20 protein-coding genes are annotated in these 21,711 nt (G+C 66.3%); 10 read left to right on the top strand and 10 right to left on the bottom strand.

Features of this window, described 5'->3' with window-relative positions; genetic code table 11:
- Positions 1-133: 133 nt before the first annotated feature.
- From ACSAGD_RS02380 to ACSAGD_RS02370, 3 genes are read right to left on the bottom strand one after another with little or no spacing between them, the layout of a single operon-like run.
- Positions 134-991, bottom strand: coding sequence for a biotin-dependent carboxyltransferase family protein (locus tag ACSAGD_RS02380; protein WP_437584131.1), 858 nt, complete (start codon positions 989-991; stop codon positions 134-136).
- On the bottom strand, positions 991-1,623 hold the full coding sequence (gene pxpB, locus ACSAGD_RS02375; protein WP_437584129.1) for a 5-oxoprolinase subunit PxpB: 633 nt from the start codon (positions 1,621-1,623) through the stop codon (positions 991-993). The genes ACSAGD_RS02380 and pxpB overlap by 1 nt, the downstream gene beginning before the upstream one ends.
- Positions 1,616-2,377, bottom strand: coding sequence for a 5-oxoprolinase subunit PxpA (locus ACSAGD_RS02370; RefSeq protein ID WP_437584128.1), 762 nt, complete (start codon positions 2,375-2,377; stop codon positions 1,616-1,618). Before ACSAGD_RS02370 ends, pxpB begins: the two co-directional genes overlap by 8 nt.
- Before the next feature lie 273 nt (positions 2,378-2,650).
- Here ACSAGD_RS02370 and ACSAGD_RS02365 point away from each other — a divergent pair, with 273 nt between their 5' ends.
- The 4 genes from ACSAGD_RS02365 to ACSAGD_RS02350 all read left to right on the top strand — a co-directional run bounded on the left by ACSAGD_RS02365 (position 2,651) and on the right by ACSAGD_RS02350 (position 5,761).
- Positions 2,651-3,502, top strand: coding sequence for a spermidine synthase (locus ACSAGD_RS02365; protein WP_437584127.1), 852 nt, complete (start codon positions 2,651-2,653; stop codon positions 3,500-3,502).
- A gap of 36 nt (positions 3,503-3,538) precedes the next feature.
- The gene (locus ACSAGD_RS02360; protein WP_437584126.1) at positions 3,539-4,666 is read left to right on the top strand and encodes a PQQ-dependent sugar dehydrogenase; all 1,128 of its coding nucleotides are present in this window, start codon (positions 3,539-3,541) and stop codon (positions 4,664-4,666) included.
- A 61-nt stretch (positions 4,667-4,727) separates the two neighbouring features.
- Complete coding sequence (locus tag ACSAGD_RS02355) at positions 4,728-5,222, top strand: hypothetical protein (RefSeq protein ID WP_437584125.1); 495 nt, start codon at positions 4,728-4,730, stop codon at positions 5,220-5,222.
- A 47-nt stretch (positions 5,223-5,269) separates the two neighbouring features.
- A complete protein-coding gene (locus ACSAGD_RS02350) occupies positions 5,270-5,761 on the top strand; it encodes a SprT-like domain-containing protein (protein WP_437584124.1) in 492 nt (163 codons plus the stop codon).
- Between the two features lie 2 nt (positions 5,762-5,763).
- On the opposite strand, the gene ACSAGD_RS02345 is transcribed toward ACSAGD_RS02350, so the two are convergent.
- The 4 genes from ACSAGD_RS02345 to chvE all read right to left on the bottom strand — a co-directional run bounded on the left by ACSAGD_RS02345 (position 5,764) and on the right by chvE (position 10,981).
- Complete coding sequence (locus ACSAGD_RS02345; protein ID WP_437584123.1) at positions 5,764-7,005, bottom strand: ROK family protein; 1,242 nt, start codon at positions 7,003-7,005, stop codon at positions 5,764-5,766.
- Positions 7,006-7,052: 47 nt separating this feature from the next.
- Positions 7,053-8,264, bottom strand: a complete 1,212-nt coding sequence (mmsB, locus tag ACSAGD_RS02340) for a multiple monosaccharide ABC transporter permease (protein ID WP_437584122.1) — start codon at positions 8,262-8,264, stop codon at positions 7,053-7,055.
- Positions 8,265-8,267: 3 nt separating this feature from the next.
- Entirely contained in the window at positions 8,268-9,800 is a 1,533-nt protein-coding gene (gene mmsA, locus ACSAGD_RS02335; RefSeq protein ID WP_437584121.1) for a multiple monosaccharide ABC transporter ATP-binding protein, read from the bottom strand.
- A gap of 71 nt (positions 9,801-9,871) precedes the next feature.
- Entirely contained in the window at positions 9,872-10,981 is a 1,110-nt protein-coding gene (gene chvE, locus ACSAGD_RS02330) for a multiple monosaccharide ABC transporter substrate-binding protein (RefSeq protein ID WP_437584120.1), read from the bottom strand.
- 231 nt (positions 10,982-11,212) lie between these two features.
- On the opposite strand from chvE, the gene xylA reads away from it, so the two are divergent.
- From xylA to ACSAGD_RS02300, 6 genes are all read left to right on the top strand, one after another.
- Complete coding sequence (gene xylA, locus ACSAGD_RS02325; RefSeq protein ID WP_437584119.1) at positions 11,213-12,406, top strand: xylose isomerase; 1,194 nt, start codon at positions 11,213-11,215, stop codon at positions 12,404-12,406.
- Between the two features lie 86 nt (positions 12,407-12,492).
- A complete protein-coding gene (gene xylB / locus ACSAGD_RS02320; protein ID WP_437584118.1) occupies positions 12,493-13,884 on the top strand; it encodes a xylulokinase in 1,392 nt (463 codons plus the stop codon).
- A gap of 55 nt (positions 13,885-13,939) precedes the next feature.
- Complete coding sequence (locus tag ACSAGD_RS02315; protein WP_437584117.1) at positions 13,940-14,977, top strand: LacI family DNA-binding transcriptional regulator; 1,038 nt, start codon at positions 13,940-13,942, stop codon at positions 14,975-14,977.
- A gap of 135 nt (positions 14,978-15,112) precedes the next feature.
- On the top strand, positions 15,113-16,390 hold the full coding sequence (locus ACSAGD_RS02310) for an ABC transporter substrate-binding protein (protein WP_437584115.1): 1,278 nt from the start codon (positions 15,113-15,115) through the stop codon (positions 16,388-16,390).
- A gap of 76 nt (positions 16,391-16,466) precedes the next feature.
- Entirely contained in the window at positions 16,467-17,357 is an 891-nt protein-coding gene (locus ACSAGD_RS02305; protein ID WP_437584114.1) for a carbohydrate ABC transporter permease, read from the top strand.
- Positions 17,354-18,286 (top strand): carbohydrate ABC transporter permease, encoded by a 933-nt coding sequence (locus ACSAGD_RS02300; RefSeq protein WP_437584113.1) that lies wholly within the window; start codon positions 17,354-17,356, stop codon positions 18,284-18,286. The genes ACSAGD_RS02305 and ACSAGD_RS02300 overlap by 4 nt, the downstream gene beginning before the upstream one ends.
- Positions 18,287-18,348: 62 nt before the next feature.
- Here ACSAGD_RS02300 and ACSAGD_RS02295 read toward each other — a convergent pair whose 3' ends face one another.
- The 3 genes from ACSAGD_RS02295 to ngcE are packed head-to-tail and all read right to left on the bottom strand — an operon-like array spanning position 18,349 to position 21,676.
- Complete coding sequence (locus tag ACSAGD_RS02295) at positions 18,349-19,230, bottom strand: carbohydrate ABC transporter permease (RefSeq protein WP_437585212.1); 882 nt, start codon at positions 19,228-19,230, stop codon at positions 18,349-18,351.
- 20 nt (positions 19,231-19,250) lie between these two features.
- A complete protein-coding gene (locus tag ACSAGD_RS02290; protein ID WP_437584112.1) occupies positions 19,251-20,267 on the bottom strand; it encodes a carbohydrate ABC transporter permease in 1,017 nt (338 codons plus the stop codon).
- Positions 20,264-21,676, bottom strand: a complete 1,413-nt coding sequence (ngcE, locus tag ACSAGD_RS02285; protein ID WP_437584111.1) for an N-acetylglucosamine/diacetylchitobiose ABC transporter substrate-binding protein — start codon at positions 21,674-21,676, stop codon at positions 20,264-20,266. Before ngcE ends, ACSAGD_RS02290 begins: the two co-directional genes overlap by 4 nt.
- Between the last annotated feature and the right edge of the window lie 35 nt (positions 21,677-21,711).

Raw genomic sequence — 21,711 nt, 5'->3', positions numbered from 1 at the left:
AGCACGTTGGGCCGACCGCAATATGAAGGCATGGTAGAACGTCAGGGAGCGCAAAGAACAAGTGTATGCCGTTTGACGCGCCGTGTCCACTGCAATCCTTGACGACCGGGAATCTCTCAGGTATAACGGCCCGTCACGCGTGGCGGAACGCGACCTCCTGACCGGGCCTCAGCTGCGCCAGCGCATCAATTCCCTCCGACACGACGACCCCGATGACCGGGTAGCCGCCGGTGACCGGATGGTCGCGCATGAGGATCGTCGGGAGCCCCGACGGGGGAACCTGGATCGCACCGGCGACCATGCCCTCGCTCGGCAGCTCCGCCTCAGAACGACGGTCGAGGGTCGCGCCGAGGAGCCGCGCGCCGACCCGGTTCGACTCGCCGGAGACCCGCCACCGCTCGGTGAAGAGCCGCCCGAGAGCGGCATCCGTGAACCACCTGTCGCGCGGGCCGAGAGCGACGGGAAGCTCGACCAGGTCGACGGGCGGCGGGCCCCACGGCGCGATCTCGAGGACCGGGATCGGATGCCGCGGGCGATCGCCCACTGGCAGAACGTCCCCCGCCCGCAGCGCCTCGGGACCGAGCTCCGACAGAACGTCGCGCGACCGTGAGCCGAGCACGGGCGCGACGTCGATGCCCCCGCGGACCGCGAGGTAGGCACGGAGTCCGCTCTCGGCGGCATCCACCCGGATCGTCTCACCCACGCGCACGGGCGCCGGCTCGAAGGGGTCGACGGGGCGACCGCCGACCGTGAGGGGGCACCAGGCGCCGGTGAGGACGATCCAGGCGTCGGCGTCAGACTGCGCTTCGAAACCGCCGACCGTGATCTCCAGAGCCGCCGCGCCCTCGGCGTTGCCCAGCAGCCTGTTGGCAAGCCGCAGTGCTCCCCGATCGGCCGCTCCCGACCCCGGAACTCCGATGTGGGCGTAGCCGGGACGGCCAAGATCCTGCACGGTCGTGAGCGGACCGGGCTGGCGCACCGTGAACGACATCAGCCGACCTCCCGGAAGCGCACGACGGCACCGGGTTCGAGCAGAGCAGGATGCCGCTCGCCGGGGCGCCACAGCGCGGCATCCGTCTGACCGATCAGCTGCCACCCGCCCGGCGACGACCGGGGATAGACCCCTGTGAACTCTCCGGCGAGCGCGACCGAGCCCGTCGGCACGCTTGTGCGCGGACTGGAGCGACGGGGAACGACGAGTCGCTCATGATCGGTGACGAGGTAAGCGAAGCCCGGCGCGAAGCCTCCGAACGCGACTCGCCAGGCGGACGACCGGTGCACCTCGATGACGCGGCGCTCGCTCAGCCCCGTGAGGCGGGCGACCTCGGCGAGGTCGGCGCCGTCGTACTGCACGTCGATCGTGACCGGCTCAATGCGCTCGGCCGCCGTGACGGCGAGCGGCGGGGTCGTCGCGAGCCAGCGGGACACCGCGGCGGCGGCATCCGTCTGATCGATCGTCACCAGGATGCTGCGGGCAGCCGGCACGACATCGACGACGTGCTCCGGTGGCTCCGGTGGGTCGGTGAGCGCGCGATGGAGCGCCATGACCTCCTCGAGCGACGCGCACTCGACCAGCAGTGCGAGATCGCCGACGGGCCGAACCTGCCGAAGCGGCTCAGACATGGTCGACCGCCCGGATCTCCACGCCCCGGTCGGTCAGCGCCCGCCGCACGGACGTCGCCATGGAGACGGCGCCCGGAGTGTCGCCGTGCACGCACAGAGAGTCGACGTCGAGTGCCAGCCGCTCGCCGGAGACCGCGGTCACCCCGCCGGACAGCACGATGTCGATCGCGCGGTCGGCGACGTCGTCCGGGGCGAGCAGGGCGCCAGGTTCTGTGCGGGGAACGAGGCTTCCGTCGGGGCGATAGCCGCGGTCGACGAACGCTTCGCGGATGAACGGAATGCGGTGCAAGGATGCCGCGGCGGCGATGCGCGACGCGGGCAGACCGAGGATCGGCAGGGCGTCGTCGCCGCGGGCGAGGATCGCTTCGATGACCGTCGCGGCGACGTCGGCGTCACGCGCGATGCGGTTGTACAGCGCGCCGTGCGGCTTCACATAGCGGAGGGTCGCGCCCTCGGCATCCGCGATCTGTCTGAGAGTGCCGATCTGCTCGTCGATCTGAGCGATCAGCGTGCCCGCGGGCAGGTCCATGTCGGTGCGGCCGAAGTTGTCGGGGTCGCGATACGAGACGTGGGCGCCGATCGCGACGCCGTTTTTCACCGCGCGTGCGCACGAGACTCGCATGCTCTCGGCGTCGCCCGCGTGGAAGCCGCACGCGATGTTCGCGCTGGAGATGAGCGGGAACATGGCGGCATCGTCGGCCGTCGGCTGCCCGCCGACGGTCTCACCGAGGTCGCAGTTGAGATCGATGCGCACGATTCCAGGCTAGCGCGGGGTGGGGACGCGGGCGCCGCGTCTTGGGGAAGTGCGTGAGAGAGCTACCTGCGGTCGTTAGAGCTTGCCGCGGCAGGCTCTATTGACCGCAGATAGCTCTGGTACCGGGCGGGACGGCGCGGGGCTGACACGGTGCGGGGCTGACACGGTGCGGGGCTGACACGGTGCGGGCGGCGCGGGGCTGACACGGTGCGGGGCTGACAAGGAGGCGGAGGGACGCAGCGGCGGGACGCGGCTCGCCGTAGACTCCCGAGTGTGAGCGAGAGAGCGACGATCGTGCTGAAGCGCAGCGGTCTGGCAGCGACCATCGAGCCAGACCAGTTCGTGCCGGGCGCGTACCAGCTCGTCGTCGACGGGACGCCGCAGTCGCACGTGAACATGGATGACCCGCGGGAGCTCTTCTACGAGTACGTGCGGCGCATCGGACACGTCGTCGACCTCGTGCGCGCGCCCGGAGACCCGATCACCGCGGTTCATCTCGGCGCCGGGGCGCTGACGCTGCCCCGATACGTGGATGCCACGAGGCCCGGTTCTCGTCAGCAGGTGATCGAGCTGGAGCGCGACCTCGTCGACTTCGTGCGCGCGACGATTCCGTGGTCGAAGCGCGCGCAGATCCGCGTGCGGTACGGCGACGCCCGCGAGGTGGTCGAACGGCTGCCGGAGGGGATCCGCGGGACGGCGGACCTCGTGGTCAGCGACATCTTCAACGGCGCGCAGACCCCCGCGCACGTGACCACCACGGAGTTCTACGCCCGGATCGCTGCCCTCCTCGCGGCCGACGGGATTCTCGCGGTCAACGTGGCCGACGGTCCAGGACTGGCATTCGCCCGTGCGCAGGCGGCGACGCTGCAGGCCGTGTTCCCCGAGGTCGCCGCGTTCGCGGACACGCAGATTCTCAAGGGTCGCCGGTTCGGAAACGTCGTGCTGATCGCGTCGCGCTCACTCCTGCCGCTGGACCTCGTGCCGCGGCTGCTCGCGGCAGGACCGTACCCGGCGAAGCTCGTCGCGGGGCCCGAACTGCGCAACTTCGTCGCGGGAGCGCGGCCCGTCTCCGACGGCGCGGCTTCCCCCTCCCCGGAGCCCTCGCGAAACGTCTTCGACCTGTGAGCGTGGGACATGCGCAGAGGAGCATATGGGAGAAGGATGCGGCGGGCGATCGTCGCCGCAACGGCATCCGCACTGCTTCTCACGGCCTGCGCGGAACCAAGCGCACCGCCCGCTGAGCCGCAGCAGACGAGCGTCGCGCCGCCGAAAGAGGCCTCGATCATGCCGAGCGGAGAATACGATGTGCTCGTGACCGGTCTCCCCGTGCCGTGGTCGGTGATTCCGCGCGAGGACGGCAGCGCGTACGTGTCCCTGAGGGACCGCGCGCAGATCGTGCTGCTCGGAACCGACGGCGCGACGACCGTGCTCGCCCGAGTCACTGCGGCAGCGCCAGAGAGCGAAGGCGGACTGCTCGGGCTCGCTCGCCTCGAGGACGGCGACGATGCGTGGCTGTACGCCTACGTGACGACGGCGGAGGACAACCGCATCCTTCGATTCGACCTCGATGAGTCTGGGGATGCTCCGACGCTCGGCGCCCCGTCGCCCGTGCTCACGGGGATTCCGAAGGCGGGGATCCACAACGGCGGGCGCCTCGCGTTCGGACCAGACGGCATGCTGTACGCCACCACGGGAGACGCCACCGGCGGCGACGTCGCGCAGAACCGGGACTCGCTCGCGGGGAAGATCCTGCGCATGACACCGACCGGCGAGGTGCCCGAGGACAACCCGTTCGACGGCTCACTCGTCTACTCCTACGGGCATCGGAACCCGCAGGGCCTGGCCTGGACGAGCGACGGTCAGCTGTGGGCGAGCGAGTTCGGTCAGGACACCTGGGACGAGCTGAACCGGATCGAACCCGGCGGCAACTACGGCTGGCCGGTCGTGGAGGGGGTCGCCGATGATGACCGGTTCGTCGACCCCGTTCGGCAGTGGACGACCGACGAGGCATCCCCGAGCGGGCTGACCGCCATCGACGACACCCTCTTCATGGCGGCGCTCGGCGGCCAGCGACTGTGGGTGATCGGCGGTGCGGACACGGCGTCCGGGTCGCCGGAGGTGAGCGCGGAGGAATGGTTCGTCGGCGAGTTCGGGCGGATCAGGGACGTCGTTCCTGGACCAGACGGCGGGCTGTGGATGCTCACGAACAACACGGACGGGCGCGGAGAACCGGCCCCGGATGACGACAGGCTGGTCGAGGTGCAGCTGATCGCGGCGAACCAGGGTTAGCCTCGTAGAACGTATGCGAGCAGCATCCTGAGCATCATGGGAGACGACTCTGGGCATCATCTTGGGCTACGACCCCGCGACTCTGCGTGAGAAAGTCGATCTGAAGGCCGTCGGGCAGCGCCTCGACGAGCTCGGCGAGATGCGCAGCCTCGAAGCGCTGTGCGAGAAGACGTGGCTGCTGAAGGTCGCCGGTTCACTCGACGACGCCCTCGACATGGCGAATGCGGCCGTTCGACTCGCTCGTTTCACGGGCAATCGGCGCGACCTCATGCGGCCGCGGATGCTCCGCGCGCAGGTGATGCAGTTTCGTGGCGAGTTCGACGCCGCACTGCACGAGCTGAACTCGCTCATCGAAGAGGCGCACACCCACGAGTGGCACCTGTATGAGGCCTTCGCCCTGCAGCATCGCGGAAAGGTGCGCTTCGACCAGAAGGAGTACGCGGCGGCCCTCGACGACTTCCAGCGGGCGCTGGAGATTCGGCGAGCGCACGGCGCGAAGGAGGACCAGGTCGAGTCGTCTCTCGTGGCGATCGCGGTCGCGGAGTCCTTCCTCTAACGCCTGAAATCCGAGCTCGTGTCGGTGCGGTGTCATAACGTAGGGGCATGGCAGATCTGGCACGGGTGACAGTGTGGGCGCAGGCGCTGATCGACCTGCACCTCGACGCCTCCTGGACGTTCGCGTTCGATAACGCGAAGAAGCGGGCCGGTCTCTGCAACTACACGACTAAGCAGATCTCCGTCTCGCGCTACCTCGCAGCGCGCTACGACGATGACGAGATCCACCAGGTTCTGCTCCACGAGGTCGCTCACGCTCTCGCCGGGCCGCGTGCTGGGCACGGTCCGAAGTGGAAGACGATCGCAAAAGAGCTCGGGTATGTGGGCTCGCGTCTGCACCACGGGCAGATCGCCGATGAACTCGCTGCGTGGGTCGGCACGTGCCCCAAGGGCCACCGGCTGTTCCGGTACCGCGCACCGACCCGCCGCGTCTCGTGCGGCGAGTGCTCACGACGCTTCGACCCGGCCTTCGAGATCGTGTGGCGGAAGCGCGAGATCACGCCCGCAATGCGACGGAAGGCCGCGCTGGTCACGGGCTGAGGTCAGGCGGACGGCTCCGCGTCGCGTCGGAAGGCGAGCGGGTCGGCCAGGAGCGGCGCGAAGGCGAGCTCCGCGGCGCCGATCATCACCCGCCGGGAGCGCAGCTTGGCACGGGTCAGCACGACGTTGCGCGAGTGTCCGGACATCGAACGCAGTTTCAGCGCTCCCCCGAGCCGCTCGTCGGAGACGGTGAGGAGCGCACCGAGGTAGCCACCAAGCACGACGACCTCGGGGTCGAAGATGTTCACCAGGTTCGTCAGTGCGATGGAGAGGAATCGGAGCTGCCGCCGCACCTCGTCGAGCACCGCGGCATCCCTCGTCACCCCGAGCTCGATGTCGAGCTCGTGCTCATCCGCGCGGGAGAGACCGAGAAGCGCGAGCAGAGAGTCGAGGTTGACCTCCGTCTCGAGGCATCCCACTCGGCCGCAGTGACAGCGGACACCCGCGCTGTTCACCATGATGTGCCCGAGCTCGCCGGCGAAACCGGACGTACCGCGAAGCGGCTGGCCGTCGATGATGACGCCTCCGCCGATTCCGGCCGCGTTGCCGTCGACGAAGACAAGGTCGCGGGCGCCGATCGCCGCGCCGAAGAGGTTCTCGGCGATGGCCCCGACCGAGGCATCGTTCGCGATGTAGACCGGGAGGCGGAACGCCTGCGACATGGGCGTCGCGAGATCGACGTCCTTCCACTTCAGCTGCGGAGCGTTCACGATTCGACCCGAGGCTGCGTTCACGAGACCGGGGACGGCCACGCCGATGCCCACGAGGTCGTAGGACTCCTCGATCTCGCCGCGCATGCCCGCGACGATCGACTGTGAGATGCGAACCGCCTCGGCCGAGCTCGGCACGCGTGAGCTGTCGAAGCGGATGCTGCGGATGATCTCGCCGCCGAGCCCGATGAGGCCGATCGCGACGCTGTTCACCTCGGGGTTGATCGTGAGCGCTGCGAGCCTCGGCTGCGGGTGGACGCGAAGGCTCGGCCGGCCCACCTGGCCGATGACCGTCTCGGGCTCCCCCTCGTAGGCGAGGCCCGCTTCGACCAGCTCAGCGACCAGAACAGCGATCGTCGAGCGGTTGAGCCCCGTCATTCGGGTGAGGTCCGCCCGACTGCAGCCACCGTTGCGATGCAGCATCTGCATCAGCATCGACAGGTTGAAGCGCCTCAGCTGGTCGTTGCTGGTGCGCGAAGCGGCGGATGCCGAGGGGGCGACGCGTTCACCGGCGATTTTCCCTGCACGGGTCATCGCGCCACTCCCCTCGTCTCCGCTGTTCTGATTCGAGCCTACTGAGATTACTGCGATCCTCCGCGCTTCTTATTGAAGATATCGAAGGCGACGGCCAGCAGAAGGACGAGTCCCTTGATGGCCATCTGCCACGCGGCATCCACGGACAGAATCGAGAGCCCCATGTTCAGCACGCCCATGACGAGCGCTCCGATGACCGCGCCGACGACGGTTCCGACACCGCCGGTCACAGCCGCACCGCCGATGAAGACCGCGGCGATCGCGTCGAGCTCATAGTTCTGACCGGCCGAGGCGACCGCGCCGCCCGCCCGCGAGGTCGCAACGACACCCGCGAGACCGGCGAGCAGACCCATGTTCGTGAGGATGAAGAAGTCGATCCACTTCGTCTTGACTCCGCTCATGAGCGCCGCGAACCGGTTGCCGCCGATGGCGTAGACGTGCCGACCGAAGACCGTGTTCCGCAGAACGAACGTGTACGCGAGGATCAGCACCGCCAGGATGACCAAGATGATCGGCGTGCCCGCATAGCCGCTCAGCAGCCAGGCGAGCGCGAGGATCGCGATGGCCGAGACTGCGAGCTTGATCGCGAACGAGTACATCGGCTCGCGCACGAGGTCGAGTCGGCGCTGCACGGCTCGACCGCGCAGCTGCTGGAAGATCAGAGCGGCGACCGCGCCGACGCCGATGACGAGCGTCATGACGTCACGACCGCCGATCTCCCCGAGCCAGGTGGGGAACCAACCGGCGCCGATCGCGACGAACGGCTCGGGCAGACCGCTGATCGTCCCTCCGGTGAGGAGCACGAGTGTGAGGCCGCGGAAGAGCAGCATTCCCGCGAGGGTGACGATGAAGGCGGGGATGCCGACGAAGGCGACCCAGAACCCCTGCCAGGCACCGACCGCTGTTCCGACCAGGAGCGCGATGATTACGGCCGCCCACCAGGGCAGCCCCCAGTGGTTCGTCGCTATCGCCGCGATCGCTCCGACCATCGCGACGATCGACCCGACCGAGAGGTCGATGTGGCCGCCGATGATCACGATCACCATGCCGATGGCGAGGATCAGAACGTACGCGTTCTGCTGGATGAGGTTGTTGACGTTGCCCGGGTAGAGCAGACGCCCCTCGGTGAGGATCTGGAACAGGATGATGATGATGACGAGTGCGGCGAGAATGCCGTACTGCCGGAGGTTCACGGTGAGCTTCGGGCGCTTCCGCGGTGTCTGTTGCGTCGGCGGCGCCGATTGCGTGAGTGTGCTCAAGGGTCAGTCCTTTCCCGCCGTCATGTACTGCATGAGTACTTCCTGCGTGGCATCGGCGCGGGCGACTTCGCCCGTCAGCCGTCCTTCGGATATTGCATAGATTCGGTCGGAGAGTCCGAGAAGCTCAGGCAGCTCCGATGAGATGACGATGACCGCCTTGCCCTGCGCGGCCAGCTCGTTGATGATTCCGTAGATCTCGTACTTCGCACCGACGTCGATGCCGCGGGTCGGCTCGTCGAGGATGAGCACGTCGGGGCCGGTGAAGATCCACTTCGAGAGCACGACCTTCTGTTGGTTTCCACCCGAGAGTTTGCCGGCGATCGCGGAGACCGACGGCGCCTTGATGTTCATCTTCTCTCGGTAGGACTCGGCGACCTTGTGCTCACGGTTTCTGTCGACGACGCCGAAGCGGGCGAGCTTGCCGAGCGCCGACGACGAGATGTTCTCCGCGATGTCGTTGATGAGGTTGAGGCCGTACTTCTTTCGATCCTCCGTCGCGTATGCGAGGCCGTTCTCGATCGCCTCGCCGACAGTGCGGAGCTGGATCTCTCTGCCGTGCTTGTATGCGCGACCGGAGATTCCGGTTCCGTAGCTGCGGCCGAACAGGCTCATCGCCAGCTCGGTGCGCCCCGCGCCCATGAGCCCGGCGAACCCTACGATCTCACCGGCTCGAACGGTGAAGGATGCCCCGTCGACGACCTTCCGGCTCGTGTCGACCGGGTGGTAGACCGTCCAGTCCTCGACGCGGAGGACTTCGGCTCCGATATCGGGCTCGCGCGGCGGGAAGAGGTTGTTGAGGTCGCGGCCCACCATGGAACGGATGATTCGGGATTCGGTGGCATCGGCATCCGACATCGAGAACGATTCGATCGTCTTGCCGTCGCGGATGATCGTGACGCTGTCTGCGATGCGCTTAATCTCCTTGAGCTTGTGGGAGATGATGATGCACGTGATGCCGCGCTCGCGCAGCTGCTCGATGAGTGAGAGCAGGTGAGCGGAGTCTTCGTCGTTGAGCGCCGCGGTCGGCTCGTCGAGGATGAGCAGACGCACGTTCTTCGACAGCGCCTTGGCGATCTCGACGAGCTGCTGCTTGCCGACCCCGAGCTCGAGGACGGGCGTCGACGGGTTCTCGGCGAGACCCACCTGCTGCAGAAGCGCAGCAGCTTCGGCGTTCGTGCTGTTCCAGTCGATGACGCCGCGGGAGGCACGCTCGTTGCCGAGGAAGATGTTCTCCGCGATCGAGAGGAACGGGCTGAGCGCGAGCTCCTGGTGGATGATGACGATGCCGTCTCGCTCGCTGTCGTTGATGGAGCGATACGCGACGTCATGATCGTCGAAGCGGATGCTGCCGCTGAACGTGCCGGCAGGATACACGCCGCTCAACACCTTCATGAGCGTGGACTTTCCCGCCCCGTTCTCGCCGCAGATGCCGTGAACCTCGCCGCGACGCACGTCGATCGACACCCCGTCGAGTGCCTTGACCGGTCCGAACTGGATAGCGATGTCGGACATCGTCAGAATGCTGGCTGACTTCATTGGGCTTCCTTCTGAGTCTTCGGTGACATGAGAGCCGAGTGCGGCCGGCGCAGAGCACCGGCCGCATCCGCTCACAGTCCGACGTCGGAGGCCTTGATGAAGCCGGAGTCGATCAGCTTCTCCTGCACGGAGTCCTTGGTCACGACCTGGGGCTCGAGCAGGTAGGAGGGCACGACCTTCTTGCCGTTGTCGTACGTCTCGGTGTCGTTCACCTCGACGTCCTCACCGGCGACGATCGACTGGATCATCTCGAACACCTTCTGCCCGAGCTCGCGGGTGTCCTTCCAGACCGTCATCGACTGCTCGCCGTCGAGGATCGCCTTGACGTTCGCCTTGTCGGCATCCTGTCCGGTGATCAGCGGGTAGTCCTCACCCGGGGTGTAGCCGGCGGACTTCAGCGACGCCTCGATGCCGATCGCGAGGCTGTCATTCGGCGACAGCACGACGTCGACCTTCTCATCGCCGCTGTAGAACGACGACAGGCGGTTGTCCATCTCGGCCTGCGCCTTGTCGGAGGCCCACCCCTGGATGCCGATCGACGCCCAGTCATCGTCGGAGGCCGGCGCCTTGCCGCTCGGGACGACGAGCTGCCCGCTCTCGATGTACGGCGTCAGGACATCCCAGGCGCCCGAGAAGAAGAACTTGGCGTTGTTGTCATCGGGGCTGCCTGCGAAGGGCTCGAGGTTGAACGGGCCCTCACCGTCGGCAAGGCCGAGCTGCTCCTCGATGAACTCGCCCTGCAGCTGACCGACGCGGTAGTTGTCGAAGGTCGCGTAGTAGTCGACGTTCTCGGTGCCGTTGATGAGTCGGTCGTACGAGATGACGACGGCATCCTGCGTCTTCGCCTCCTTGAGCACGGGCGAGAGCACCTTGCCGTCGATGGGAGCGACCACGAGGATCTTCGCTCCACCGGCGATCTGGTTCTGGATCTGGCTGATCTGCTCGCTCGTCTTGTTGTCTGCGTACTGCAGGTCGACGGTGCAGCCGTCGTCCTTGAGCAGCTTCTCAAGCTGCTCGCCGTCGTTGATCCAGCGTTCGAGCGAGCGGGTGGGCATCGAGATGCCGACGTTGCAGTCGACGTCGCCGCCTTCGGCGCTCGACGACCCTGATGAACATGCGGCGAGGGATGCCGCGACAAACCCCGTGGCTGCGACAGCCACGAGCTTTCGTGCAATAGACATGTGCTGATTTCCTCTCTGAAATGCGATCACGTCACACGCGGCCGATGGTGGGAGACACTCGGCCGATATTTGTTGACGGAGAAAACATAGCCAACAATTCGCGCTTTGTCTACGGCGACAACAAAGAAAAGTGAGAGCTTGTGCGGGGGCTTTTGCGATCGGCATCCATGTTCTAATATGTTGCTTAGATCGACAAATCATCGACGGCGCTGACACAGACGGAGTTTTTCCATGAGCCTCACACCCACCCGTGACGACAAGTTCTCGTTCGGCCTCTGGACGGTCGGATACAACGGCACCGACCCGTTCGGCGGACCGACCCGCCCCGCCCTCGACGTGGTCCACGCCGTGGAGAAGCTGAGCGATCTCGGCGCCTACGGTCTCACCTTCCACGACGACGACCTGTTCGCCTTCGGGTCGACGGATGCCGAACGGCAGACGCAGATCGATCGCCTGAAGCAGGCCCTCTCAGACACCGGACTCGTCGTCCCCATGGTCACCACGAACCTCTTCTCAGCCCCGGTCTTCAAGGACGGCGGCTTCACCTCCAACGACCGCGACGTCCGCCGGTTCGCACTCCGCAAGGTGCTGCGCAACCTCGACCTCGCCGCGGAGCTCGGCGCGACCACGTTCGTGATGTGGGGCGGCCGCGAGGGCGCGGAGTACGACTCCGCGAAGGACGTTCAGGCCGCGCTCGAGCGGTACCGCGAGGCGGTCAACCTGCTCGGCCAGTACGTGACCGACAAGGGCTACGACATCCGCTTCGCGATCGAGCCGAAGCCGAACGAGCCGCGCGGAGACATCCTGCTGCCCACGCTCGGCCACGCGCTCGCGTTCATCGAGACGCTCGAGCGCCCCGAGCTCGTGGGCATCAACCCGGAAGTCGGCCACGAGCAGATGGCCGGACTCAACTTCACGGCCGGGATCGCCCAGGCGCTGTACCAGGGCAAGCTGTTCCACATCGACCTGAACGGGCAGCGCGGCATCAAATACGACCAGGATCTCGTCTTCGGTCACGGTGACCTGCAGAACGCGTTCTCGCTCGTCGACCTGCTCGAGAACGGCGGTCCGCAGGGCGGCCCCGCCTACGACGGCCCGCGCCACTTCGACTACAAGCCGAGCCGCACCGAGGACGAGACCGGGGTGTGGGAGTCCGCCGCGGCGAACATGCGCACCTACCTCATCCTCAAGGAGCGCGCTGCGGCCTTCCGCGCCGACCCCGAGGTTCAGGAGGCCCTGAGCGCAGCAAAGGTCGACGAGCTCTCCGTGCCGACGCTCGCCGACGGCGAGACCTATGAGACGCTGCTGTCAGACCGCAGTGCCTTCGAGGACTTCGACGCTCAGGCCTACTTCGGCGGCAAGGGCTTCGGATTCGTCCGCCTGCAGCAGCTGATGGTCGAGCACCTGCTCGGAGCCCGCAGCTAGCCGCGTCAGCCGTGTCGCGTGCGGCCGCCGCCCAGGCGAGCAACCGGGGCGGTCGCGCGCGGCATCCTCTCTTCTGAAAGGTCACCATGACACTCGTCGCCGGCGTCGATTCGTCGACACAGAGCTGCAAGATCGTGATCGCGGATGCCTCGAGCGGCGCGCTCGTGCGTGAAGGACGGGCCGCCCATCCCGAGGGGACCTCCGTGGATCCGGACGCTTGGTGGAACGCCCTGCAGGCCGCGATCGCCGAGGCGGGCGGACTGTCTGACGTCCAGGCGATCTCCGTCGCGGGTCAGCAGCACGGCATGGTGGCCCTCGACGCGGAGGGCCGCGTCATCCGCGACGCTCTGCTCTGGAACGACACCCGCAGCGCCGGGTCGGCCGCGGACCTCATCGCCGAGGTCGGCGCGGAGGAGTATGCTCGCCGGGTCGGTATCGTGCCGGTCGCGTCGTTCACGGCATCCAAGCTGCGCTGGCTGCGCGATGCCGAGCCCGAGAATGCACGGCGCGTGGCGGCTGTCGCCCTGCCGCATGACTGGCTCACCTGGCGACTGCGCGGCTTCGGTCCCGAGGGCACGCCGCACGGCCCTGTTCTCGATGAGCTCACGACAGATCGCTCGGATGCCTCGGGCACGGCGTACTGGTCGGCGGAGCGCGACGCCTATGACGAGGAGCTCTTCGACCTCGCCCTCGGTCACCGCGCCGTGCTCCCGCGCGTGCTGCGTCCATCGGAGAGCGCCGGCACCACCCCGGAGGGGCTTCTCGTCGCCGCGGGCGCCGGAGACAACGCCGGAGCCGCCCTCGGTGTTGGCGCCCGGACCGGCGATGTCGTCGTCTCGATCGGGACCTCCGGCACGGTCTTCGCGGTGACCGAGACTCCCGTTCGCGATGCCTCGGGCACGGTCGCGGGGTTCGCCTCCGCCGACGGCGCCTATCTCCCCCTCATCGCGACGCTCAACGCGGCGCGCATCCTCGACGCCACCGCACGGCTGCTCGGTGTGAGCCACGACGAGCTGGGCGACCTCGCGCTCGAGGCCGAGCCCGGCGCGCAGGGGCTCGTGCTGCAGCCCTACTTCGAGGGCGAGCGCACTCCGAACCGTCCGGATGCGACCGCCACCCTATTCGGCATGACGCTCGGCTCGACCACGCGGCCGAACCTGGCGCGCGCGGCGATCGAGGGGCTGCTGTGCGGACTCGCCGACGGGCTGGACGCCGTGCGCTCACACGGGGTGACCGCGCAGCGCATTCTCATGACGGGCGGCGCCGCGCAGAACCTGGCCGTTCAGCGCATCGCAGCTCAGGTCTTCGATGTTCCGGTCGAGGTTCCGCGGCCCGGCGAGTACGTTGCGAACGGCGCTGCCGTGCAGGCCGCGTGGACTCTGTCCGGCTCGCGTCCCACGTGGGCGGTCGAAACCGCGGCGACCCCCGATCCTGATCTCCGCACGACGATTCGCGAGCAGTACGCCGCACGCAGGTGACGACAGCAGGGCGCGTGCTTGGTAACGTTTCCTCAACGCAGTTTCGAGGAGTGCCATGCCGCCCGAGTCCGATCGAGCCGCATCCGGTCGCGGTCAGCCGACGATGAAGCACGTCGCGGCGCGCGCCGGCGTCGGCATCACGACCGTCTCCCGCGTCGTGAACGGCGACCCGCACGTGAGCGAGGCCACCATCGAGGCGGTGCGCCGCGCGATCGATGAGCTGGGCTACCGTCGCAACGAATCAGCGCGCCAGTTTCGCACGGGGACGACCGAGACGGTCGGACTGGTCATCGAGGACGTCACCGACCCGTTCTTCTCGCAGCTCACGCAGTCGGTGGAGGACGTTGCGCGCAGCCGCGGTTCCATGCTGCTCGTGGCGTCCTACCGCCGTGAGCGTGAGCTCGCGCGACAGATCATCCACTCTCTGAGTGCACGCCAGCTGCAGGGCATCATCGTCACGCCCACGGAGGGCGGCGACGACCCCATCTACGAGAAGGAGCTGCGCACGGGGCTGCGCATGGTCTTCGTCGATCGGCCAGCTCCGGGCGACATCGCGGATGCCGTCATCACGGACAACCGCTCCGGAAGCCGCACCGGAGTCGCCCACCTCATCGCGCACGGGCACCGCCGCATCGCCTGCCTGAGCGACCGCGGCGACCTCTACACCTCGCGCGAGAGGATCGCCGGCTATCGCGACGCGCTGGCCGCCGCCGGCATCCGCTTCGACCCGTCTCTCGTGCACTCCGCCCTGCCCGGTCCGGCCTCGCACGCTCCGGTCGTGTCGCGGATGCTAGCGGGCGACGACCCCCCGACCGCGCTGTTCACGTGCAACAACCGCACCTCCACGAGCATCCTCAGTGAGCTCACGCCCGCCATGCGCGGCCTCGCGATGCTCGGCTTCGACGACCTCGAGCTCGCCGCGAGCCTCAGCCCCGGCCTCTCCGTCATCTCGCAGAACCCGTCGACGATGGGCCGCGTCGCGACCGAGCAGCTCTTCGAGCGCATCGACGGCTATGACGGGCCGTCCCGCACCACGATGCTCGCCGCCCAGCTCATTCCGCGGGGCTCCGGCGAGCGCGCTCCCGCCCGCTGAGCACCGGCTCGCGGCATCCTCTCGACATCACGATTCGGGAGATTTGAGGCGTGCCACTTGCATATGGCAACGTTTCCAATTTGAATGGCAGAACCAAAGCACTCGGCAATGCACATGTCCAATGGAGGAAGCATTATGCGCAAGAGGACGTCAATTCTGGCCGGCGCACTCGCCGTCGGCCTCGCACTCACGGGGTGCTCCTCAGGGGGCGGCTCCCAATCGGATCCAGAGAATCCGAACCAGGTCGAGGTCTTCACCTGGTGGGCATCCGGCTCTGAGAAGGCGGGCCTCGACGCGCTCGTCAAGGAGTTCAACTCGCAGTACCCCGACATCGAGTTCATCAACGCCGCAGTCGCGGGCGGCGCGGGCTCGAACGCTAAGGCCGCGCTCGCGTCACGCCTCGAGGCAGGCAACCCGCCGGACACGTTCCAGGCGCACGCCGGCGCTGAGCTCTCGGACTACATCGCCGCGGACCAGCTGCAGGACCTCAGCGGACTCTACGACGACCTCGGGCTGACCGAGGCCTTCCCCTCCGACCTGATCGACCGGCTGACCGTCGACGGCAAGATCTACTCGGTGCCGAGCAACATCCACCGCGCCAACGTCACGTGGGTGAACACCGACCTGCTGAAGAGCGCCGGCATCGACCCGACGAAGGCTCCGGCAAGCATCGACGACTGGATCAAGGACCTGCAGAAGGTCAAGGACTCCGGTGTCGAGACCCCGCTCGCGATCGGAACCGAGTGGACGCAGATGCAGCTGCTCGAGAACGTGCTCATCGCCGACCTCGGAGCGGACGGCTACGCAGGGCTCTGGGACGGCTCGACCGCATGGGACAGCGACGGAGTGAAGAAGGCCGTTGATCACTACGACCAGCTCATGGACTTCGTCAACCAGGACTACGCAGGGCTCGACTGGGATGCCGCCACGCAGATCGTCATCGACGGCAACGCCGCCTACAACGTGATGGGCGACTGGGCTGAAGCCGCGTTCGCGCAGGCCGGTCAGACCTGGGGAACCGAGTACACCACGTGGCCGACACCCGGCACCGACGGTGTGTTCGACTTCCTCGCCGACTCGTTCACGCTCCCCGTGGGCGCCCCGCACGAGAAGGCCGCGAAGGACTGGCTCACCACGATCAGCTCCGCCGAGGGTCAGAAGGCCTTCAACACGGTGAAGGGCTCGATCCCGGCGCGCACCGACGCCGACCCGGCTGACTACGGCGAGTACCAGCAGAGCGCGATGGAGTCGTTCGCGAACGACACGATCGTGAGCTCGCTCGCGCACGGCGCCGCCGCTCCGATCGCGTGGTCGAGCGACATCTCGTCCGCGGTGGGCAAGTTCGGCAGCGACCGCGACAAGGATGCCCTGATCACGGCGCTCGTGTCGGCGGCCGAGTCCGCGCTCTCCTGACCCACGCCATCCTGATCACTGATCGACAGGGCCTGGGGCCTCGCCCCGGGCCCTGTCGTGGAGGAGAACCACTACCGTGCGCAAAGGCATACGCAATTGGGGTCCGCCGCTCCTGCTGCTGACCCCCAGCCTGATCCTCGTCGCCGTCTTCGTCTACGGACTCATCGCGGCGAACATCCAGGTCTCTCTGACCGACAGGCACTCCCTCGCTTCGGAGGGCGCCTTCGTCGGCATCCAGAATTACATCGATCTTCTGACCGAGAGCCGGTTTCTGCACTCGCTGCTGAACCTGCTGGTCTTCACCATCGTCTTCATCGCCGGAACGATGGTCTTCGGCTTCCTCTGGGCCTGGCTCCTCGACAAGGGCGTCAAGGCCGAGGGCGTCTTCCGCTCCGTCTACCTCTTCCCGATGGCCGTCTCGTTCGTCGCCTCCGGTGTCGTCTGGCGCTGGTTGATGAACAGCGCACAGGGCGATCGGGCGTCGGGGCTCAACAGGATGCTGCAGGCCATCGGCCTCGACGGCCTGCAGAACTCGTGGTGGAACGAGCCCGTGTGGGGCATGGCTGCGATGGCGATGCCCGCGATCTGGCAGCTCGCCGGGTACATCATGGCACTGTTCCTCGCGGGCTTCCGAGGCATCCCCGATGAGCTCCGCGAGGCCGCCCGCATGGACGGCGCGAGCGAATGGAAGCTGTATCGCCACGTGATCTTCCCGCAGCTGAGCCCCGTCGCGCTCTCCGCGCTCATCATCGTGAGCCACATGTCGCTGAAGGTCTTCGACCTCATCATGGCTGTGACCAAAGCGATCTACCAGACCGAGGTTCCCGCGACATACATGTGGGTCGCGCTCACCTCGAACGACTACGCGAAGGCGTCCGCGATCGCCACCGTGCTGCTCGTGCTCGCGTCGCTGTTCATCATCCCCTACCTCATCTACACGATGCGCGAAGAGAGGAGATCGCGATGACCCAGACCGCACCGTCTGACCTCTCCGACGGCATCGCCGCCCGTACCTCCCCCGGAGGTGCGCCGAACTCGACCAAGGGCAAGCTCATCCTGAGCCGCACGGCGAAGTACGTGATTCTGCTCTTCTTTATCATCGTCGTGCTCATGCCCGTCTATGTGCTGCTCGTCACGAGCTTCAAGCCGCCGGCGGACGTGAGCCCGGAAACCTCGTGGGGGCTGCCGCTGCGCTGGCCCTGGGAATCCGAGAATGGTGGACCGACGGGGTTCGACAACTGGGTGACCGCGTGGGATGCTCTCGCGCCGGCGCTCGGCCGGACCTTCCTCCTCGCGATCCCGGCCGCCGCGATCTCGGCGATGTTCGGCTCGATGAACGGCTTCGTGCTGTCTCGCTGGCGCTTCCCGCACGCGAGCCTCGTGTTCACGCTCATCCTGTTCGGCATGTTCATCCCCTACCAGGCGGTCATGACGCCGCTCGTGGAGATGAAGACGAGCCTCGGGCTGCCGAGCACCGTCGTGACGCTGCTGTTCGTGCACGTCATCTACGGTCTGCCGATCTGCACGCTCATCTTCCGGAACTACTACGAGGGCGTTCCGATCGAGCTCATGGAGGCCTCTCGCGTCGATGGTGCGGGGATGCTCCGCACCTACGCGTCGATCATCCTGCCGCTCTCGGCTCCCGGGTTCGTCGTGACGATCATCTGGCAGTTCACGAGCGCGTGGAACGACTTCCTGTTCGCTATGTTCCTCACAGACGTTCAGGGCGGTCCGGTCTCCCTCGCGCTGAACAACCTGGCGCAGGGCGCGCAGTTGGCCAACTACGGCGCTGCGATGGCCGGCGCGCTCATAGCCTCGCTGCCGACGCTCGTCGTGTACATCGTGCTCGGCAAGTACTTCATCGGCGGTCTGATGAGCGGCTCCGTCAAGAGCTGACCCACACAGAACGGCGTCGCCCCCGGCTGCTGCCGGGGGCGACGTCGTTTCGTTCTGCGGCGCTACTTCAAGGTGCCCTGCGAGACGGAGCCCTGCAGCTGACGCTGGAAGATCACGTACACGATCAGCACGGGGACCACGGTGATGATGACGGCTGCGAAGAGCGCGCCGTAGTCCACCTGGTAGCCCGCGGACGAGGCGAACGCGGCCATACCCTGTGAGAGCACGTACTTGGTCTGGTCAGTGTTCAACGCGATCGGCAGCAGGAACTGGTTCCAGAGACCGAGGAAGTTGAAGATCGCGACCGAGGCCATTCCGGGCTTTGCCATCGGGAGCATCACCTGGAAGAAGGTCCTCCACTCGCTCGCACCGTCGATGTAGGCGGCTTCCTGAATCTCGTTCGGCAGCGCCTTGAAGAACGCGAAGAGGAAGAACACCGTGAATGGCAGTGCGAATGCGACATAGGTGATGATCAGTCCCGGCAGCGTGTTCAGCAGCCCCATGTTCCGCAGGATGAAGAACAGGGGGACGATGGCGAGGAACACCGGGAAGGTCAGACCCGCGAGCATCAGGTAGTAGATGACGTTGCTTCCGGGGAAGCTGAAGCGCGCGAGCACGTAGGCGCACATCGCGCCGAGCACCATCACGAGAACCAGCGCGACGCCCACCACGACGACCGTATTGAAGAACATCGTGCCGAAGCTGTACTTGTTCCACGCCGACACGTAGTTCGTGAAGTCCCAGGTGGCCGGCAGCTGAAATGGCGACTGGAAGATCTCGCGCGTCGTCTTGAACGACGACATGAGCGTCCAGATGAGGGGCAGGATGACGATGGCTGACCAGATGACGAGCATGACGTGCGAGACGCCGCCGACGACCTTGTCACTCTTGCTGGAGTTCGAGGGCTTCTGGTCTTTCACCTTCGTGGGGTCAGCACCGACCATCTGGACCGTTGCGTTGTTACTCATGCGCGACCTCCGTCGTCTTTGCCGCCCGTGACGCGGTTCACGATGAAGACGACCGCCGCAAACAGCAGAGTGATCACCGCGAGGACCACACCCATGGCGCTCGCCAGTCCGAACTGGCCCTTCGAGAATGCAGTGCGGAACAGGTACTGCGACATGACGAGCGTCGTATTGCTCGGACCGCCGAACGGGTTCAGCGCCGCCATATAGACGAAGGCATCGAGGGCCATGATTCCGATATAGATGTACGCCGTCTGGATGTTGTCGCGGATCAGCGGGATCGTGACCGATATGGCAGTGCGGAATCGCCCTGCCCCATCGAGGCGGACAGCCTCGTAGATCTCAGCTGGAATGCCCTTGATGGCTGCGATAAACAGCACCATGTAGAAGCCGACGAAGCCCCAGATGATCACAAAGACGGATGCCCAGATGGCCGTGCGCTCGTCACCCAGCCAAGCGAAGCCCTCGAAATCCTTGAGTCCGACGGCTTTCAGGATGCCGTTGAGCAGACCGCTCGGCGTGAAGATCTGCGCCCAGAGGATACCGATGACGATCGCCGGAATCACGTAGGGGAAGAACGAGACGACGCGGTAGAAGCTGGAGCCGCGAAGTCCGCGCACCTGACCGTGGCTCGACCCGCCGACCGTGATGAGGGTCGCGAACAGCAGCGCGATCGACAGCGTCACGAGGGGAACGACGATCGCAAGAAGAATGTTGTTCCCCATCGCTGTGAGGAATGTCGGGTTCGTGAACAGCCTGACGTAGTTGTCGCCACCGACGAAGTTCATGTCGGGAGAGAACCCCGACCAGTCGGTCATCGAGTAGTAGACAGCCTGTACGAAGGGAGAGATGACAAAGAGCAGGAAGATCGCTAGCGGCAGCCCCAGGAATACGACCATGAAGCTCACGAAGTCGAACGTGAGCTTACGCCGGCGCCGCCGGGGAGCCTTTCGGCTCCCCGACGGGCCCATGGCAGCGGCTACCGCGCTGCCCGGGTCAGCACCGGCCGCAGTCATTTGATCTCAATCTTGTCGATCGAGTCGTCCTCACGGACACGGTCTGTGAGGTCCTGCAGTTTCTTCGTGAGCTCGTCAACGCTCATCTTGCCGGCGAGGAACGTGTTCCAGATCGGCAGCTGGTCTTCGTTCAGGCCGTAGAGGTTGATGAACTTGATTGTGAACACATCTTCGCCGGCCGCATCCAGCATGTCTGTCTGAGACACGAGAGCTGTCGACCCGAAGCCGTCCTCGGGCACGACGCCCTTGACGATGGGCGGAGCGAGCTTCTCCTTCGCGAAGTAGGTCGCCGCCTCCTTCGAGAGCATGACCCGGAGAAGCTCCTTGCCGCCCGCGGGGTTCTTGGAGTTCGAGGGCACGATGAACGGCTCGCCTGCTTCAGCGCGAAGCATGGTCGCAGGCATCTTGGCGTCGCCGTTGACCGCAGGCTCCGGGATGCCGACCATCTGGAAGTCTTCCTTCGTCTGGTCCTTCATCTCGTTCTCGATCCACGACCCGGACGGGTAGAGGAGAGCGTCCTGGTTCAGGCTCCACTGCGCCTGAGCCTCGGTGAACTGCGTTCCACCGCCGCCGGGCTTGACGTAGCCCGCATCGATGATCTCCTTGAAGATCGTGAAGACGTCCTGCACGGCCTGCTTCGACCAGCATCCCTCTTCCAGGTTCTCGAGAGCGAGACGCACCTCATCGCCGCCCTGCTTGACCGCGGAGTCGATGCAGAGGGTCTGATAGTACGTCGCGGCTTCCTTGCCCCAGAGGAAGAGGTACTTGTCTTTCTCCTTGGCCTTGGCACCGAGCTCCTTGAGGTCCTCCCACGTCTCCGGCGCCTTCCAACCGTTCTCGTCGAAGAGGCTCTGCGAGTACCAGAGGCCGTAGACCGTCATGACGTAGTTCAGCGCCTTGAACTTGCCGTCCCAGGTGCCGGGTTCCTTCACACCCTCGTACAGCGTCCCGCTGATCTTCTCGCCCTCGAGGTTGTTCGCATCGAGCACCTCGTCGAGCTCCTCGAGCTGGTCGAGAATCGTGTTCCAGCCGATCGAGTTCGCGCCGGAGTTGTCGATCAGGTCCGGCGGGTTGCCGCCGACGAACCGCGGCTGCAGTTCCTGGGCGATCTTGGTCGATGGCGAGACCTTGACCGAAACTCCGTCGTGGGCGCCTTCGAGGATCTTCGCCGCGTTCTCGACGTAGTCGACACCGTAGCCGCCGTCGAAGATGACCGCATCGACCTTGGAGTCTGTTGCAAGGCCGAAGGGGTTCTTGTCAGTGACCTCGCCCTTGGGCGCGCTTCCGCCGCCACCGCCGCCGCCCGCGGCGCACGAGGCGAGAGTCGTGGAGAAGGGGATCAGCACCGCTGCTGCCACCGCTCCGCGCAGGATGTTCCTGCGATTGATCGCGACATTTTCGATGTTCATCGTGATGTCTACCTTCCGATTGTTGTTGGGGTCGG

The sequence above is a fragment of the Paramicrobacterium salitolerans genome (assembly GCF_051513965.1).
Lineage (GTDB): Bacteria > Actinomycetota > Actinomycetes > Actinomycetales > Microbacteriaceae > Paramicrobacterium.
Note: the sequence above shows the minus strand (reverse complement) of the source record. Positions and strands in the feature narration are given on the sequence as shown.

Excerpts from the sequence above, each read along its gene's own strand:
- ACSAGD_RS02380 (WP_437584131.1), bottom strand. The coding sequence starts at position 991 with ATGTCGTTCACGGTGCGCCAGCCCGGTCCGCTCACGACCGTGCAGGAT.
- pxpB (WP_437584129.1), bottom strand. The coding sequence starts at position 1,623 with ATGTCTGAGCCGCTTCGGCAGGTTCGGCCCGTCGGCGATCTCGCACTG.
- ACSAGD_RS02360 (WP_437584126.1), top strand. The coding sequence starts at position 3,539 with ATGCGGCGGGCGATCGTCGCCGCAACGGCATCCGCACTGCTTCTCACG.
- ACSAGD_RS02350 (WP_437584124.1), top strand. The coding sequence starts at position 5,270 with ATGGCAGATCTGGCACGGGTGACAGTGTGGGCGCAGGCGCTGATCGAC.
- ACSAGD_RS02345 (WP_437584123.1), bottom strand. The coding sequence starts at position 7,005 with ATGACCCGTGCAGGGAAAATCGCCGGTGAACGCGTCGCCCCCTCGGCA.
- mmsA (WP_437584121.1), bottom strand. The coding sequence starts at position 9,800 with ATGAAGTCAGCCAGCATTCTGACGATGTCCGACATCGCTATCCAGTTC.
- chvE (WP_437584120.1), bottom strand. The coding sequence starts at position 10,981 with ATGTCTATTGCACGAAAGCTCGTGGCTGTCGCAGCCACGGGGTTTGTC.
- xylA (WP_437584119.1), top strand. The coding sequence starts at position 11,213 with ATGAGCCTCACACCCACCCGTGACGACAAGTTCTCGTTCGGCCTCTGG.
- xylB (WP_437584118.1), top strand. The coding sequence starts at position 12,493 with ATGACACTCGTCGCCGGCGTCGATTCGTCGACACAGAGCTGCAAGATC.
- ACSAGD_RS02315 (WP_437584117.1), top strand. The coding sequence starts at position 13,940 with ATGCCGCCCGAGTCCGATCGAGCCGCATCCGGTCGCGGTCAGCCGACG.
- ACSAGD_RS02310 (WP_437584115.1), top strand. The coding sequence starts at position 15,113 with ATGCGCAAGAGGACGTCAATTCTGGCCGGCGCACTCGCCGTCGGCCTC.
- ACSAGD_RS02300 (WP_437584113.1), top strand. The coding sequence starts at position 17,354 with ATGACCCAGACCGCACCGTCTGACCTCTCCGACGGCATCGCCGCCCGT.
- ACSAGD_RS02295 (WP_437585212.1), bottom strand. The coding sequence starts at position 19,230 with ATGGTCGGTGCTGACCCCACGAAGGTGAAAGACCAGAAGCCCTCGAAC.
- ACSAGD_RS02290 (WP_437584112.1), bottom strand. The coding sequence starts at position 20,267 with ATGACTGCGGCCGGTGCTGACCCGGGCAGCGCGGTAGCCGCTGCCATG.
- ngcE (WP_437584111.1), bottom strand. The coding sequence starts at position 21,676 with ATGAACATCGAAAATGTCGCGATCAATCGCAGGAACATCCTGCGCGGA.